14 protein-coding genes and 1 riboswitch are annotated in these 15,103 nt (G+C 46.4%); of the genes, 8 read left to right on the plus strand and 6 right to left on the minus strand.

Features of this window, described 5'->3' with window-relative positions; all coding sequences use genetic code 11:
* The first annotated feature begins 208 nt into the window (after positions 1-208).
* Entirely contained in the window at positions 209-574 is a 366-nt protein-coding gene (locus tag RH46_RS15605; RefSeq protein ID WP_006880472.1) for a phage protein, read from the plus strand.
* 27 nt (positions 575-601) lie between these two features.
* On the opposite strand, the gene RH46_RS15610 is transcribed toward RH46_RS15605, so the two are convergent.
* The gene (locus tag RH46_RS15610; RefSeq protein ID WP_006880473.1) at positions 602-2,338 is read right to left on the minus strand and encodes an ATP-dependent nuclease; all 1,737 of its coding nucleotides are present in this window, start codon (positions 2,336-2,338) and stop codon (positions 602-604) included.
* Between the two features lie 351 nt (positions 2,339-2,689).
* Here RH46_RS15610 and RH46_RS15615 point away from each other — a divergent pair, with 351 nt between their 5' ends.
* Positions 2,690-3,184 (plus strand): peptidylprolyl isomerase, encoded by a 495-nt coding sequence (locus tag RH46_RS15615; RefSeq protein WP_006880474.1) that lies wholly within the window; start codon positions 2,690-2,692, stop codon positions 3,182-3,184.
* A gap of 139 nt (positions 3,185-3,323) precedes the next feature.
* Here the strand turns inward: RH46_RS15615 and ribB are convergent, their stop codons facing one another.
* The 5 genes from ribB to RH46_RS15640 form a co-directional block, all read right to left on the minus strand.
* Entirely contained in the window at positions 3,324-3,980 is a 657-nt protein-coding gene (gene ribB / locus RH46_RS15620) for a 3,4-dihydroxy-2-butanone-4-phosphate synthase (protein ID WP_006880475.1), read from the minus strand.
* A 107-nt stretch (positions 3,981-4,087) separates the two neighbouring features.
* Positions 4,088-4,243: riboswitch (FMN riboswitch) on the minus strand.
* A gap of 103 nt (positions 4,244-4,346) precedes the next feature.
* The gene (locus tag RH46_RS15625) at positions 4,347-5,027 is read right to left on the minus strand and encodes a COG3650 family protein (RefSeq protein WP_006880476.1); all 681 of its coding nucleotides are present in this window, start codon (positions 5,025-5,027) and stop codon (positions 4,347-4,349) included.
* Positions 5,028-5,180: 153 nt separating this feature from the next.
* Entirely contained in the window at positions 5,181-6,566 is a 1,386-nt protein-coding gene (locus RH46_RS15630) for a TRAP transporter large permease (protein WP_006880477.1), read from the minus strand.
* A complete protein-coding gene (locus RH46_RS15635; RefSeq protein WP_006880478.1) occupies positions 6,553-7,095 on the minus strand; it encodes a TRAP transporter small permease subunit in 543 nt (180 codons plus the stop codon). Before RH46_RS15635 ends, RH46_RS15630 begins: the two co-directional genes overlap by 14 nt.
* 64 nt (positions 7,096-7,159) lie before the next feature.
* On the minus strand, positions 7,160-8,233 hold the full coding sequence (locus RH46_RS15640; RefSeq protein ID WP_006880479.1) for a TRAP transporter substrate-binding protein: 1,074 nt from the start codon (positions 8,231-8,233) through the stop codon (positions 7,160-7,162).
* A gap of 213 nt (positions 8,234-8,446) precedes the next feature.
* Here RH46_RS15640 and RH46_RS15645 point away from each other — a divergent pair, with 213 nt between their 5' ends.
* From RH46_RS15645 to RH46_RS15670, 6 genes are all read left to right on the plus strand, one after another.
* Positions 8,447-9,832 (plus strand): cache domain-containing protein, encoded by a 1,386-nt coding sequence (locus RH46_RS15645; RefSeq protein WP_040896013.1) that lies wholly within the window; start codon positions 8,447-8,449, stop codon positions 9,830-9,832.
* A complete protein-coding gene (locus RH46_RS15650) occupies positions 9,829-10,458 on the plus strand; it encodes a response regulator (protein ID WP_006880481.1) in 630 nt (209 codons plus the stop codon). Before RH46_RS15645 ends, RH46_RS15650 begins: the two co-directional genes overlap by 4 nt.
* Positions 10,458-11,390 (plus strand): LysR family transcriptional regulator, encoded by a 933-nt coding sequence (locus RH46_RS15655; protein WP_006880482.1) that lies wholly within the window; start codon positions 10,458-10,460, stop codon positions 11,388-11,390. The genes RH46_RS15650 and RH46_RS15655 overlap by 1 nt, the downstream gene beginning before the upstream one ends.
* A 104-nt stretch (positions 11,391-11,494) precedes the next feature.
* Entirely contained in the window at positions 11,495-13,075 is a 1,581-nt protein-coding gene (locus tag RH46_RS15660) for an acyl CoA:acetate/3-ketoacid CoA transferase (RefSeq protein WP_006880483.1), read from the plus strand.
* Between the two features lie 53 nt (positions 13,076-13,128).
* Positions 13,129-13,863: a beta-ketoacyl-ACP reductase gene (locus RH46_RS15665; RefSeq protein WP_006880484.1), complete on the plus strand. Its 735-nt coding sequence runs from the start codon at positions 13,129-13,131 to the stop codon at positions 13,861-13,863.
* Position 13,864: 1 nt separating this feature from the next.
* Positions 13,865-15,076 carry an acetyl-CoA C-acetyltransferase gene (locus RH46_RS15670; RefSeq protein WP_006880485.1) on the plus strand — a complete coding sequence of 404 codons (1,212 nt, stop codon included), beginning with the start codon at positions 13,865-13,867 and terminating at the stop codon, positions 15,074-15,076.
* Positions 15,077-15,103 lie beyond the last annotated feature (27 nt).

Below are 15,103 nucleotides of genomic sequence, written 5' to 3' on the forward strand. Positions count from 1 at the left end.
CGTCTACTTTATTCTGTAGCAACCTTTTGGACATAAACGCGTTACGAAAAATCGAATATCAGCAATTCATGAATAACTTTTTATAAGGCAAATATTGCCAGTTAATACGCCTTCGTACTGTGCGCACTTTGCGCACTTATGTTCAATGGAACTGGTATCACATTAATTTATGAATTATTAAACTCTCACACTTTAGTGCGAGTTAATCATGAAGCATCACGAAATGACCAAAAATTACTTTTTTCGTGAATTTGAATGTGGTTTATCATTGGAGCAAACCGCTCAACTTTGTTTTAAAAGTGTGAGGACGTTCAAGGAGTGGGACAAAGGGCAAGATATACCCAAAGAATGTAAACGCCTAATGAGACTTGCTACTGGAAGGCAACTATCTATCGAGGATGATTGGAAGCAGTTCAAAATGCACCATAAAAAGTTAGAGCTACCGACAGGACAATTGGTTAGCCCTCAACAAATATTAGCAGGTATTGCGTTACTTGAAATTCAGTCTGAACTTGAGATTAAAACAACCACGAAGTTGCTAAAATATGCACGAGCCATATCTAAAATCAAATAAAAAAGGGCTCATACGAGCCCTTATACATCAGTGTTCTAACATTGATTTTAGATACGAGATAAACGGAACTTTATAGAAGTCAGGGTGATCCATGTTTGGATAAAGCGTGTTCTTCCAATATAGATTCGCATTGTAAGGCTTTCCTGCACTAATCGCTGTTTCATGGAATCGTAGTTCTTCTGGAAGTGATGTAGATTTATGTGCAGGTTCAAATGTTGTGTCATGAACACGAAGTAGTCCAACAGAATAGGTTGCCTTGTCTTCGTTAAATTGTTTACTGATTGTGCCTTGAATATGACTATCGAAAGTAGGGTTTCCATCTTTATCTACAGTAGAAATCTTTCTACCATCAGTGTCGAAAACCGTGTGGTACTTGATCTTAAACTTAGACAAGATTTTTTGATAGAAAGGAATGTTATTAACTGTTCCACAGTTTAAAATAAAGAAATCTTTAGATGTAGGAAATTCTTGCAAGTATGCTCGAGCGAGAACTTCCTCTGTAGGCCCTTCAATCAGTAAGACTTCGTCCGCATAAAAAGCCTCACAAACATAAGGATTGAAGCGTAGCATTTCATTCATTTCTTGCTTTAGTTGTTCATCAGTTGTTACGTTCTTAGCTGACTTCAAAAACTCGTTATTGATCTGATAGATGTTCGTGCCAGTAGAGTCCTTTACTAGACGAATTATTGAGGATTTTGGTTTTGAAATATCTATCATCGATGGAGAATGGGAAGCACATAAAACTTGATAAGGTAAGTCATCTTCACTCACTTTGTAGATAAGCTCTCTAAGCTCTTTTATGATTTTTGGATACAAGAACAATTCAGGTTCTTCGAATAAGACCATATAGTCTTTCTTACCTTCTTCTCGCTCAAATTTTTCCGCTACATCTTTCATTAGCAAGAGAGTGAAAATAGCGGTTCTTATCGTACCATGGCCAACTTTGTCTGAAGTTGACGGAATTGTAGAGTCAATCGAACCTTGGCTATCTAGTTTTGCAAACTCAACATTGAAGTCTTTACCTAGCTTGTTTTCGCTCCATACTAATCGATCTTTCGATTCTTTAATTTCTAAGACAGTGTCACCGAAAATTTGTGAAAAGTAGGAGTTTACAGAAGTTTGATAAGACTCTATCAAATCAGGGTTGTACATTTTAGCTTGTAATTCCTGAATTTTTGATTTGGCTTCTTCTAAAGCTACTAGATCCGCCTCCTTGAGAGTGTTCTCCGCCATGCTCTTCAAAATAGAGTTCAATATTTCTTTTGCTTCATCTTCAGTAGGCATAGCCTTAATAAAAACTGGCTGAGGGAGACAAGATTGAAAAACTCTATGTAGGCCAATACTAGCGTAGCCAATATCTTCATATAATTCGGTTTCAAAGTTGTAAGTTTGGTTAAATGCCTTAACCGTTTTACCATCTAGCTTCCAAGTCTTTCGAATCCTCATACGATCATCATTAAGAAACTTTTTGTATGACTCTTTTTGTTTGGGAGCGGCACTTTCAATTCGGACTCGATCGATAGGAAGTAAGCGAACTTCAATTTCAAACTCCATCTGATTATTAAAATCGCTTTTATAGAAGTCTTCTAAAACGGGCTTTTCATCTTTGTAGAAATGCTGATAAGCCTTTAAGAAAGTTGATTTACCAACGTTGTTCTGGCCGTAAAGAAACAATGTATTAGTATCTTCAAAGATAATTTTATTTCGTTCTAGACCGCCAGATATACCGCGAAAGTTGTTTATAGCAAAATAATTGATTTTCATAGTAAGCCAACTATGTGACGTGTTGTATATGCGAGAATACTATACAAGTTGAATAAGGTTGTCTTAAAAACATTTTTATCGTTGTGATACAACATCGTCATAAAAAAACGAACAATGACTTTCACCCCGTATTACATCTCGGGTATTAACAGCCAACAGCATGAGAAGAATGGATAACTTGTAATAGGGCAAAAGCCCATGAACAGGATGTGAATGAGTAAAGCTCTACCAAATAATGGGGCACTTCTGAGTTACGAAGTACCAACGGTGAAGATTCTGGACAGAACTTGTTATTTGTCGCGACCACTACCTATAATTGCGGTCATCACTCCAATGAGATAGCAATATACAATGATTACCCTTCACACCAACTTTGGTGACATCCAAATCGAACTCAACAAAGACAAAGCACCTGTGTCTTCACGTAACTTTAAAAAGTATTGTGAAGATGGTTTCTACAACGGCACTATTTTCCACCGCGTGATAAAAGGCTTTATGATTCAAGGTGGTGGTCTGACGGAATTGATGGATGAAAAGGAAACACGCGCTCCTATCACCAATGAGGCGAATCGCGGTTTAAAGAACGTGACTGGTACCATCGCAATGGCAAGAACGGACGCGCCACACTCTGCAACCGCGCAGTTCTTTATCAACCTTGATGACAATGACTTCCTCGATCACACGGCGAAAACTAACAACGGCTGGGGTTACGCTGTGTTTGGCAAAGTGACAGTGGGGATGGATGTAGTAAATAAGATTGCCGAGGTACATACGCTATCGCGGATGGGACATGATGATGTGCCAGCGGAGACGGTTATGATTGAACGGGTGACTGTAGAAGCATAACAAGACGCTCGATAACACTTTCAATCTTAAAAGTGCCGAATCTATGCGCAAAGGCTTAGTGTGTATAGAGAAAGGTTTTAGTAGGTTAGAGTGACATCGACAAAGCCAAGCCCAGACTAGCGGGCTTGGCTCTGTATTGTTATGCCAGTTTTAGATCGAACTGTTCACGGTACATCACCATATCTTCGATGGTCAGTACTGGCATGTTATGTAGCTTACCAAAAGCGACAATCTCAGGTGTTTTCGCCATTGTGCCGTCGGGATTGGTAACTTCACATAAAACCCCAGCAGGCTGAAGACCTGCCATTTGCATCAGGTCAATCGTCCCTTCAGTATGACCACGACGAACCAGAACGCCACCTTTGCGTGCGCGAAGTGGGAATACGTGCCCCGGGCGTGCGAGATCAGAAGGTTGAGCTGTTGGGTTGGCAGCCGTTTTAATCGTCGTTACGCGATCTTGTGCAGAGACGCCAGTGGTAACACCTACTTTGGCTTCAATTGAAACGGTAAAGGCAGTCTGGTTCGCGCTGTTGTTATTGGTCACCATTGGGGTTAGCTCCAGGCGATCGGCTTGTTCTTCAGGAAGACACAGGCAGACAATACCGCTGCATTCACGGATCATCAGTGCCATTTGTTGTGTCGTCAGTGACTCAACTGAATAGATAATATCGCCTTCATTCTCACGATCTTCATCGTCAAGAAGTAGTACACCGCGGCCTTCTTTCAGGGCCAATAGTGCTTGTTCAACGCGTGTGATTGGGTCGCCAAATTCGGCAAGTAGTGATGACTGATTCATGGTTAACTCCTAAATATCACCAGAATCAGGGCATGCATGAGCACTGCGACGAAAAAGTCACAGCCAAAACGAAAGTCACCACCATAGCTGGAGCTAAGGTAGTGTGTTTTCATTCTCTCTCATCCGGACTATAACCGTCGGCTCTGGGTTTTCACCAGATCTGCTGACCTCGACGTATCGAGCGCTCGCGGGCTCACCTCAAACTCCAAACATGGCTGAGGAATACCGCCGGTGGGGAATTTCGCCCCGCCCTGAGAATAAATTAAACGTTTGCTAATATAGCGGGGGGAATTGTATCGGTTCTGATAGGAAAATCAATCTTCTGGCTTGCGCGACCCCTCAGTCTGAATAACTCACCAGTTCCACTTATGGCTGGAGGGGCAGAGCTTGTATCTCAAGCCCTTCGTTGCGCACATCGACAGTAGCAAAATAGATGTTTTGCGGATCACCGTAATGTCTGAACGAGAAGTGATAGACCTCTGCCGGAGCCCAAAGTACCTCGTTCTTAATCGGTTTGATGCCGTAACCATCTTGCTGATACAACTCGGTTGAAGTGACACCAAACAGGGCCGCTCTGCGCTGTGATTCCCTGTCGACCGTAGGTTCTACAGAGGGATTGCTTGGATAAGAAGTCCCGTTAAAACGCATAGAACGGTAAGCTCCGTTACTCCAGACAATAAAATCCTGCCAGCCATTTTGGTAACTGTCGGTGAGTAACACTGGCTTTTTCACTGAGGTTAAGCGGTTGATCACCTTGCCTGAGTGGTCAAAAATCACGGCACTACACCCGCCGCTACCGCAAAACGAGCGATGGCGAATAAGCACAAAATGCTCCATGTGACCGTCACTGTTGAGATCCGCACTGCCACGTTCGTAGTTTATGGTCTCAAGTTGCTCTGAAGCTTGCTGAGCCGAAAATATGCCAGAATCACGCAGCCATTTGGCTATAGTCTCATCGTCAACCTCACTGGAAGATTGAGTGGATTGACAGCCAAACAGAGAGAGTGAACTGACGACAACAAGTCCCGACAAGATGCGATTATTCATTGGATAGTACTCTGCGCTCTATTGTTGTTATCTAGATAGTATATGCGCAATAGTGAGCATCAGCAGATAAACGGACGGATTTATCGTCGTTGAGAGAAGATAAAAAAAGCCAACGACTGAGCGTTGGCTTTGAAATTGGGTTTGACTAGCGCCTTAGCCGTAGGCAACGCTTGGGAACCAAAGCACCAGCTGAGGCCAGACAACCAGACAGACTAGGGCGAAAAGCTGGATGACGATAAACGGGATCACACCGCGGTAGATGTCTTTCAGCGCTACGCCCTCTGGACACACCCCTTTGAGATAGAACAAAGCAAAACCTACTGGTGGCGTGAGGAAGCTTGTTTGTAGTGCCATCGCGACCAGCATTACAAACCAAACCAGACTCGGGTTATCGACTACGCCATGACCATCAAGTTCAATCCCCAGGCTGGCGATAACAGGTGCCAGTAGTGGCAGAGCAATCAGAGTGATTTCAATCCAGTCGAGGAAGAAACCCAGTAAGAACACGATCATCAGAATGAAAGCGATAATTCCATAAGGGCCAAATGGTAATCCACTTAGAAAAGATTCAATCAGTTCATCGCCACCTAATTCTCGCAGAACCAGCGCAAAACAAGATGCACCGAGGAAAATCATAAAGATATAAGCGGTGGTGCCATATGAAGCTAGTAACACCTCTTTGAGCACTTTAAGGTTGAGCTTCTTGTTATAAGCAGCAAGCAGAGTCGCGCCCAGAGCGCCAATTCCAGAGGCTTCGGTTGGTGTTGCCACGCCGGTAAAGATCGAACCCAGTACGCAGAAAATCAGCATCACGGTCGGCGTGATATCTTTGAAAACCTGCAAGATCAGACTCCAGTCAACCGGTTCAACATCCTCAGGCACTGGTGCTTTATGAGGGTTCATTTTACCGATAACCAGAATGTAGAGGATGTAAAGCGTGCCGAGTAACAGGCCTGGCATAATTGCACCCATAAACAGGTCGCCCACCGACAGGCCAAGCTGGTCAGCCATAATCACCAGCATGATAGAAGGTGGCAACAGAATACCCAGTGTGCCCGCCGATGCAACGGTGCCCAGAGCAAGGGGGAGGTGGTAGCCCTGACGCATCATACTTGGCAGCGACATTACGGTTAGTAGAACAACCGATGCGCCTATGATCCCGGTAGAGGCGGCCAGGATAATACCAATCGCCATGACTGTGATCGCAAGACCACCATGGACTTTGCCAAACAGGGCTTGCATCGAAGACATTAGCTTTTCTGCGATACCGGATTTATCGAGCATATTGCCCATAAAAATGAACATTGGTAGCGCAACCAGAATCCAGTTATCCATGATTTTATAGATACGGTTCACCACCAGACCCAGACTGGTGTAATCAAGCCCGGTAAAGGTATCGAGATAAATATCGGCAAAGTAACCGACTGCGGCGAACACGACTCCTATCCCACCCAACACATAGGCGACAGGAATACCAGTGAACAACAGTAGAATAAACGAGCCAAACATGGCGATAACGATCCACTCATTTGCTTCCATGATCAGCTCCTTTAGAAAGGGTTTCAATATTGCGTAAGATTCGGGCAATCATCGACAGCAGTAACATGCTAAAACTCAGTGGAATAACACTCTTGATCAACCAGCGATATGGCAGACCGGAAGGCGACGCTGAGCTCTCGTTCACACGCCAGGACTCATAGGCAAAGTCATACGAGTGAAGGATGACAACCACAACAAAAGGGATAGCGAGAAAAGTCAGGCCGACAATATCGACGATGGCTTGCTTGCGCTGAGAAAATTTGTGATAGAAAAGGTCAACTCGAACATGCAGATTGCTGACTTGAGCGTAAGCGGTACCAAACATAACCGCTGTGGCGTAGAGGTGCCATTGCAGCTCTTCGAAGGCAATCTGACCGTTAGAAAAGACTTTACGTAGTACCACCTGAACAATGATCACCGCAACGAGAGCGAGATTGGTCCAGGCCAGAAAGCGGCTGGCAGTGACAATCGCTTTCTCAATATGGCAGTACATAGGGATAGTGGGGGTAGAATATAACACCTTGCTCATTGGCAACTCCTTACAACCAATGGCCGACAATCTCTGCCGGCCAACAGGTCCAATTCACATCAGGTTATTGGTTTTGCGTTTCACGAGGTAGGAAGCCGTTTGAAGCCCAAAGCGCGTAGCCTTCACGGAACTTACTCAGGTCACTCCAAACTTTATCGAAGAATGGATCGGCGGTTTTCTTCTCATCCACCACTTCTAGCCAGGTGTTTTTAAACAGGCTTAGCATTTCATCGTTCCAATAGCGGATCTCAACGCCATTTTGCTTGGCTTTTTCCATCGCTGCGTACTGTAGTGCTTCACCCTCGGCAATTGAGTAGGTCATGGTAGCCATACAAGTTGTTTCGATCGCAGATTGCTGAGTCGGGCTCATCTTGTTCCAGGTATCTTTGTTGATCAGCAGTTCAAATACTGTCGACTGTTGGTGCCAGCCAGGGAAGTAGTTGTACTTGGCTACTTTGTGGAAGCCTAAGCGTTGGTCAATCGCAGGTTGAGAGAACTCAGAGGCATCGATTGCTCCCTTCTCCAGTGCGCCGAAGATCTCACCACCCGGCAGCTGAACGGTACCTACGCCCAGCTTCTCCATAACGGATGCACCCAGACCGAAGAAACGCATGTTGAGGCCCTTAAGATCTTCTGGTTTTTCTATCGGTTTACGGAACCAGCCAGAGGTTTCCGGTGAAATGATGGCACACGGAGTGACCTTAACGTTGTAGCCACCCTGGTCGTACATTTCCTGATAAAGTTTCAAGCCATTGCCAAAGAATAGCCACGCCATGTATTCACCCGCTTCCGGTCCAAATGGAACCGCAGAGAACAGTGCTGAAGCTGGCAATTTGCCTTGCCAGTAACCTGCCGTAGAGTAACCAGAGTTAACCTTACCGGTTGATACTGCATCAAGGATCTCCGCAGGATTAACTAACTTGCCCGGTTCATAGATCTTCATCTTGATCGTGCCACCGGATGTTTGAGTAATGTGGTCGGCATACCACTGAATAGGTGTACCCAAAGCTGGTAAGTGGCTACCGAAAGCAATCGGAGTCTTAAGTAGGACTTTCTTATCGGCTGCCTGAGCGGTCACTGAAAGACCTGTCGCGGTGATCGCCAGTGCAGTAGCAAGAGCGGCTTTCTTAAGGTTCATGGGGTATCTCCTTGTTAGACTGAGTTCCTTGTCAATATTGAGAAATGTGAACGTCGCGTAGTAAATTGTGTTAATGCGATGTTACATTTGAGCCTAAGTTTAGAGGGGGGATTTATTGCTCTCTATTGGGGATATTGCGCAAATTTTGTCGGTAGAAAGTGCAAATTTCCGCACAAAATATCAGTAAAACTACGTACACGGCCGGACGCGAATATGGGATTTGTCAGTAATAGAAGACTCACAATTAATATCATTTTACTATCAATAGTGCCTCTGATAGTGGTGGTGGTTATTGTTGCGAGTTTACTATTTAGTCAAGCAAAACAGTTGGTTGGAGAACAGGTTCAATTGACGCGTGATAATGTTCTGGCGGTAAAGAAGCAAGAGCTAAAGCAGTACGTAGAAATGGCAGTCAAAAGCATCGAGCCTTACTACTCAGATGACACCCTTACTCCCGAACTTGCTCAGCAGATTGTTATCGAAAAGTTGAGCCAGCTCACGTATGGCAGCGACGGATACTTCTTTGCATATACTTGGGATGGTGATGCACTGGTGCTACCGTACCAACCTGACCGGATAGGTAAAAACTGGTGGCAAGTGGAAGATGTTCAGGGTAAGAAGCTACTGCAAGAGCTGATTATTGCGGGTAAAAATGGCGGTGGTTTTGTTGATTACTTATGGCATAAGCCGTCGAAGAAAGAGCCGCTACCAAAACTCAGTTACGCTGTTTCACTGGACAAGTGGCAGTGGATGATTGGTACCGGTGTCTACCTTGATGATATTGAACGCCAGATAACCCATATGCGTAGCGGATTTGACCAGAGTGTCGGTAAGAGTACCACTGCACTTTTTGGTGTGATGTTTGTCGCGGTTACCGTTATTGCAGCGCTAGGCGCATCGCTAAACCTCAATGTCAGACGCTTGGCAAACCAGCAACTCAGTATCTTAAATCAGCAAATTATCGACTCGCAGGAGAACGAGCGTCGTCGTGTTTCTCGTGAGTTACATGATGGTGTTAACCAACTGCTGGTGGCGGCCAAATATCGCTTAGACAATGTCAGTCAGGAAAGCGATGAACAGATAAAGGATATCGAGCTTGATGCCAGTAAGGTCGCTCTGGAGCAGGCGATCGTCGAATTGAGAAGAATTTCACGCGACTTACGGCCACCGCAACTGGATGACTTGGGGCTAGTGGCTGGCATTGAGGCCTACATCAATGAGCTGCGTGATCGCACCCAGTTAGAGTTGGTATTTGAGCATGACATAGAGGGCGAGGAGTTTTTGCCAGAAGTGGAAACGACCTTATACCGGGTAGTGCAGGAAGCGCTGCACAATGTTGAAAAGCATGCTCAGGCTCAAGGCGTGGACATCATTATGCAGCGTGAAGGGCACATGTTGATCCTGACTGTTAGCGATGACGGCGTTGGAATCCCGGCCAAAAAACTCAAGTCCGGTAAGAGAAAGCAGCCGATCCTCGAACATATGGGTTTGCAGAATATGAAGGAGAGGATTCAGGCGATTGGTGGCACGTTTGTTGTCACCAGTGAACAGGGAGAGGGCACGGAAGTGCGTGTAAGCTTAAACATGGAGTTTGTATGATTAGACTAATACTCGCCGATGATCATCGATTGATGCAGGACGGGCTAAAGTCAAGACTGGAAAGGGAAGACAATCTGGAAATACTTGCCTGTGTCGGTACAGGCACTGAGGCGCTGGAAAGTACCTTATCGCTTAAACCGGATGTATTGTTGCTCGACATTAATATGCCTCAGCTTAACGGTATTGAAGTGTTGCAGAAGCTAGAAAAAAGCGGCTGTCAGACCGCGGTCATTATGCTCTCTATGCATGATAGTCGTGATTATGTGGTCCGTTCGGTGAAATCTGGTGCTAAGGGCTATGTGCTGAAAGATGTAGGCTCTGAAGAGTTAGTGATGGCAATCAATCAGGTCGCTCAGGGACGTTCCTATTTATGTCCTCAGGCGTCCGACCGATTACTTGAGCAGTTAAATGAAAAGCCACAGCCGAAAGACGATACGTTATCTAAGCGAGAGTCCGATGTTCTGAAAGAGATCGTTAATGGCTCAGGCAACAAAGAGATCGCGGATTCACTGCATATCAGTGTCAGGACGGTGGAAACTCACCGTTTAAGAATCAAGAAAAAGCTCGGAGCTACCTCTACAGCCGCACTGGTTAAGTTAGCTTTACAAAAAGGTTTAGTGAACTGATGGCGAGCAACCTGTTATCGAGTCGTCAGCCGATCTTAGACAAGATCGTGTTCTTTTGCGCCGTGATACAAACAGGCTCTTTTCGCCTTGCTTCAGAGCAGCAGGGTATCTCAGCGGCGGCGGGCAGTCGCTGGGTCAAAGAGCTTGAAGAGACGATGTCTGTAGAGCTTATCAAACGCAGTACCCGACAACTTGTCGCAACTCAGGCGGGCCAGTTACTCTATGAGCGCTTCTCCCCGCTGCTTCCTGATATCAACAGCCTGTGTGAAGAGGTACAAAATCTTGCCGAGCAGCAGCAAGGCGAGATTCGCATCTCCTCGACACCTCTGTTCGCGCGGCAATATCTGACTAAGATAGTCGCAGAATATATGCAGCTCCATCCGCAAGTCCATTTCAAAATATTTATTGAAGCGGGGTCGTTTGATCCATTAAAAGTCGACTTCGCTTTTCGTGCTAGTGCCAGCTATCAGGGTGAGTTGCAAAATGACTCGTTACTGGTAAGAAAACGGCTGTTGCGTGAACCGCTCTATCTTTGTGCTTCAGGCGCCTATCTGACTGAACATGGTACGCCGACCAACCCCGATGAATTGAGTATGCACCGTTGCCTTTATGCACGGACGCTGGTGGGAGGGAATCGCTGGTGTTTTGAGCGTGATGGTGAGATGGCAATGGTGACCATTCGCGACACGTTAGAATGCGACAATAGTGAAATGCTGCTCGACTTGGCGATGGAAAATGCGGGCGTTGCCTATCTGCCTCACTCGTTGGTCAGTCAACAGCTTGCTAGTGGAGAGCTACAGCACATCATGCAGGACTATCAGTGCGCCAGTTTCGATATTGACCTGTTTTTCCGTCCACGAACGCCAATGCCAGAGCGATGTAGTGGTTTTAAGCAATACCTCTACCAGCGAGTGGCTGAGCTTCAGCAATAATTTCATTTATGAAATTCACAATCTCTATTTGTGCAATTAACAATCTGCCCATCACGAACTAAGCTGAATGAACGGTAAAGGGAAGGTAACTAAGGAAGGTTTAAGTGGTCAGCCAATTAACAGCGGATCAGGCAGCAGAATGGATTGAAGATGGTGATGCGGTCCTTCTGGGCGGCTTTATTGGTAGTGTTGTGCCGGAAGCTATTGAACGGGCCATTGGTCAACGATTTGCCCGCACTCAAACACCGAGAGACTTAACCCTAATGTTTGCGGCTGGGCAGGGTGATGGACAGGGACGAGCAGTAAACCATTTAGCGCAGCAAGGCTTAGTCACACGAGCGATTGGAGGACACTGGGGGTTGGTGCCAAAACTGCAGCAACTCGCTGTCGATAATCTGATTGAAGGCTACAACTTACCTCAGGGCATTATTTCTCATTTGCTGCGCGACACTGCGGCGGGTAAGCCGGGCACCATCAGTAAAGTTGGGCTGGGGACTTTTGTCGATCCACGTATTGAAGGTGGAAAAATCAACGCGGTAACCAAACAAGATTGGGTAGAGGTGATTGACCTGTTCGGTGAAGAGCATCTGTTCTACCACAAACTGCCGGTTAATGTTGCCATCTTGCGCGGCACGAATGCCGATGACAACGGCAATATCACCATGGAAGATGAATGCCTGATCGTTGAAAGCCTTGCCGCGGCACAGGCTGCAAAAAACAACGGCGGCAAGGTGATTGTTCAGGTTAAACAAGTTGTTTCAGCTGGTCAGTTAGACCCCCACGCCGTCAAAATCCCCGGTATTTTTGTCGATGCTGTGGTGGTGTGCGAAGACCCGAGTGAACATATGCAGACCTTCGCTACTATGATGAACCCTGAATTTGTTGGCATCGAATGTGAGCGCGATGCTCGACAGACAAATAAATCGTTAAATGAATTTGCCAGGTTAGATGCGAAAACCATTATCGCCCGTCGTGCTGCAATGGAACTTGAAGCTGACTCGATTCTTAATCTCGGTATAGGGGCGCCGGAATACATTGCCGATGTCGCCCAGCAGGCCGGAATCCTTGATCAGTTTACTCTCACCGTAGAGCCTGGAGCGGTAGGAGGGACACCCCAGAGTGGCCTTGACTTTGGTGCTTCAAGGATGCCGCAAGCGATCATTGGTCAGGATCAAATGTTTGATTTCTACGATGGTGGTGGTGTCGATCAGGCCTTTCTTGGTCTGGCTCAGTGTGATGGCAAAGGGGATATTAATGTCTCCCGCTTTGGCAGCAAGATTGCCGGTTGTGGCGGGTTTATCAACATCACGCAGAATGCCAAAAAGGTTTACTTCTGCGGCACTTTTACCGCTCAAGGGTTGAAAGTAGAGGTACAGGAGCAGCAACTGATGGTCACGAATGAAGGTCGGCAGCAGAAGTTTATCGATCAGGTCGAACAAATCACCTTTAGTGCCCTGCAGGCGGTAAGTAACAGCAAACCGGTTATGTATATCACCGAACGAGCGGTGTTTCGTTTAACCAGCGCTGGACTAGAGTTAACAGAAATTGCTCCTGGCATTGATTTGGAGCGGGATATTTTTCAGCAAATGGCATTCAGACCACAGGTGAGTTCGTCACTAAAAATTATGGATAGTGCCATCTTTCAAACACAATTTAAGCTCAAAATGAGCAAGGACGAGCGATAAACGTCGTCTCAATTACGTCAGTTAAATGTTTCGTTGTACACAAGGATAAGGACATGTTTGACAATAAAATCTGTATTGTGACCGGTGCTGCCCAAGGCATTGGTCGCGCTATTACCGAACGCTTTGCTCAAAACGGAGCACAATGCGTATACGCCGTCGATATGAATGCACAAGGGTTAGCTGAAGCATTTCAACACCATGATAATGTTGAAGCTGTGACATTGAATATCTGTGACCGTCAGGCTATTGAAGCGTTTATCGCCGAAGTGAGAAGCCGCTACTCAAGAGTCGATGTGCTGGTGAATAACGCTGGTGTCACCCGTGATGCTTTGATTGAAAAGATGACAGAGCAAGAGTGGGATTTTGTTATTGACGTTAACCTAAAAGGTGTCTTCAACCTTACTCAGGCGGTAGCACCCCTGATGATAGAAAACAACGCAGGTTCGATTGTCACGATGTCCTCGGTCGTCGGTACAGACGGTAACATCGGTCAGACCAACTACGCTGCTTCTAAAGGGGGCGTGATTGCGATGACGAAGAGCTGGGCCAAAGAATTCTCACGAAAAGGGGCGCAGGTTCGTGCCAACTGTGTTGCTCCCGGATTTATTCAGACGCCAATGACCGAGAATCTGCCGGAAAAAGTACTCGATTTGATGAAACAGAAAACGCCACTTGGACGTATGGGTACGACTGAAGACATTACCAACGGAGTTGAGTTTCTCGCCAGTGATAAGTCGAGCTTTATCACTGGGCAGGTATTAAAAATTGATGGTGGGTTGGTGCTGTAGGATGAGTAATAAAGTTTACATTGTTGCCGCAAAACGTACGCCAATTGGATCTTTTCTTGGCGGTTTAAGCTCAGTGTCCGCAGTTGATTTAGGCGCCATTGCGATTAAAGCAGCGTTAGAGCAGGGGGGTATTGATGGGGCTGATATAGATGAAGTGATTGTCGGTAATGTGCTTGGCGCGGGACAGGGGCAAGGCGTAGGTCGACAGGCCGCAATTCATGCCGGAATCCCGGCAACCACTCCAGCCTATACGCTCAATATGATCTGTGGCAGTGGTATGAAAACCCTGCTTAATGCGGTTAACTCAGTTCGTACGGGTGATGCCAATCTGGTCGTGGCGGCTGGTACCGAAAGTATGAGTAATGCGCCATTTGTCGTTGATGGCCAAAGTCGCTCTGGGCATAAAATGGGCAACATGACCCTGACCGACACCATGCTCAAAGATGGATTAACCGATGCGTTTGCCGATTTCCATATGGGCATTACCGCGGAAAACATCGCTAAGCAGTACGCCATTAGCCGCGAGGAGCAGGATCAGTTTGCTTTGCGAAGTCAGCACCGGGCCGAGCAGGCGATTACCACTGGACGTTTCGAGCAGGAAATTGTTCCGGTTACGATTAAATCACGTCGTGGAGAAACGACATTGAATCAGGACGAGCATCCAAGATTTGGTGCGACTATTGAAAGTCTGGCAGGGCTGCGACCTGCATTTGATAAGCAAGGCTCGGTGACGGCAGGTAACGCGTCTGGCATCAATGATGGAGCAGTCGCCTTGATCGTAGCCAGTGAGCAGGCGGTAAAGCAGCATGGTCTTACCCCGCTGGTTGAAGTGGTTGCCACGGGGCAGGGTGGTGTTGAACCTGAAGTCATGGGGCTTGGTCCCGTTCCGGCGGTTAAACAAGCGTTGTGTAGAGCTGGAATGGAATTAGAGCAGATCCAGCGATTGGAGCTTAATGAGGCGTTTGCGGCTCAGGCTATTGGCGTTATTAAAGGACTGTCCGAGCAGCATCAGCTGAATCAAAGCTGGTTTGACGATAAAACCAATCTTAATGGTGGCGCGATTGCACTTGGGCATCCGATAGGCGCTTCAGGGGGACGAATCGTAACTTCGCTGATTTATGAGATGCTGCGTTCTGACACTCAGTTAGGGCTGGCTTCCCTTTGTATTGGGGGCGGCATGGGTACGGCGGTCATATTACGACAAGTTAGCTGATAAAAAGCAAAGCCAACTCATGTGAGT

Source organism: Vibrio brasiliensis LMG 20546 (genome assembly GCF_000189255.1).
GTDB classification, from domain to species: Bacteria; Pseudomonadota; Gammaproteobacteria; order Enterobacterales; family Vibrionaceae; genus Vibrio; species Vibrio brasiliensis.

Excerpts from the sequence above, each read along its gene's own strand:
- RH46_RS15605 (WP_006880472.1), top strand. The coding sequence starts at position 209 with ATGAAGCATCACGAAATGACCAAAAATTACTTTTTTCGTGAATTTGAA.
- RH46_RS15610 (WP_006880473.1), bottom strand. The coding sequence starts at position 2,338 with ATGAAAATCAATTATTTTGCTATAAACAACTTTCGCGGTATATCTGGC.
- RH46_RS15615 (WP_006880474.1), top strand. The coding sequence starts at position 2,690 with ATGATTACCCTTCACACCAACTTTGGTGACATCCAAATCGAACTCAAC.
- ribB (WP_006880475.1), bottom strand. The coding sequence starts at position 3,980 with ATGAATCAGTCATCACTACTTGCCGAATTTGGCGACCCAATCACACGC.
- RH46_RS15625 (WP_006880476.1), bottom strand. The coding sequence starts at position 5,027 with ATGAATAATCGCATCTTGTCGGGACTTGTTGTCGTCAGTTCACTCTCT.
- RH46_RS15630 (WP_006880477.1), bottom strand. The coding sequence starts at position 6,566 with ATGGAAGCAAATGAGTGGATCGTTATCGCCATGTTTGGCTCGTTTATT.
- RH46_RS15635 (WP_006880478.1), bottom strand. The coding sequence starts at position 7,095 with ATGAGCAAGGTGTTATATTCTACCCCCACTATCCCTATGTACTGCCAT.
- RH46_RS15640 (WP_006880479.1), bottom strand. The coding sequence starts at position 8,233 with ATGAACCTTAAGAAAGCCGCTCTTGCTACTGCACTGGCGATCACCGCG.
- RH46_RS15645 (WP_040896013.1), top strand. The coding sequence starts at position 8,447 with ATGGGATTTGTCAGTAATAGAAGACTCACAATTAATATCATTTTACTA.
- RH46_RS15650 (WP_006880481.1), top strand. The coding sequence starts at position 9,829 with ATGATTAGACTAATACTCGCCGATGATCATCGATTGATGCAGGACGGG.
- RH46_RS15655 (WP_006880482.1), top strand. The coding sequence starts at position 10,458 with ATGGCGAGCAACCTGTTATCGAGTCGTCAGCCGATCTTAGACAAGATC.
- RH46_RS15665 (WP_006880484.1), top strand. The coding sequence starts at position 13,129 with ATGTTTGACAATAAAATCTGTATTGTGACCGGTGCTGCCCAAGGCATT.
- RH46_RS15670 (WP_006880485.1), top strand. The coding sequence starts at position 13,865 with ATGAGTAATAAAGTTTACATTGTTGCCGCAAAACGTACGCCAATTGGA.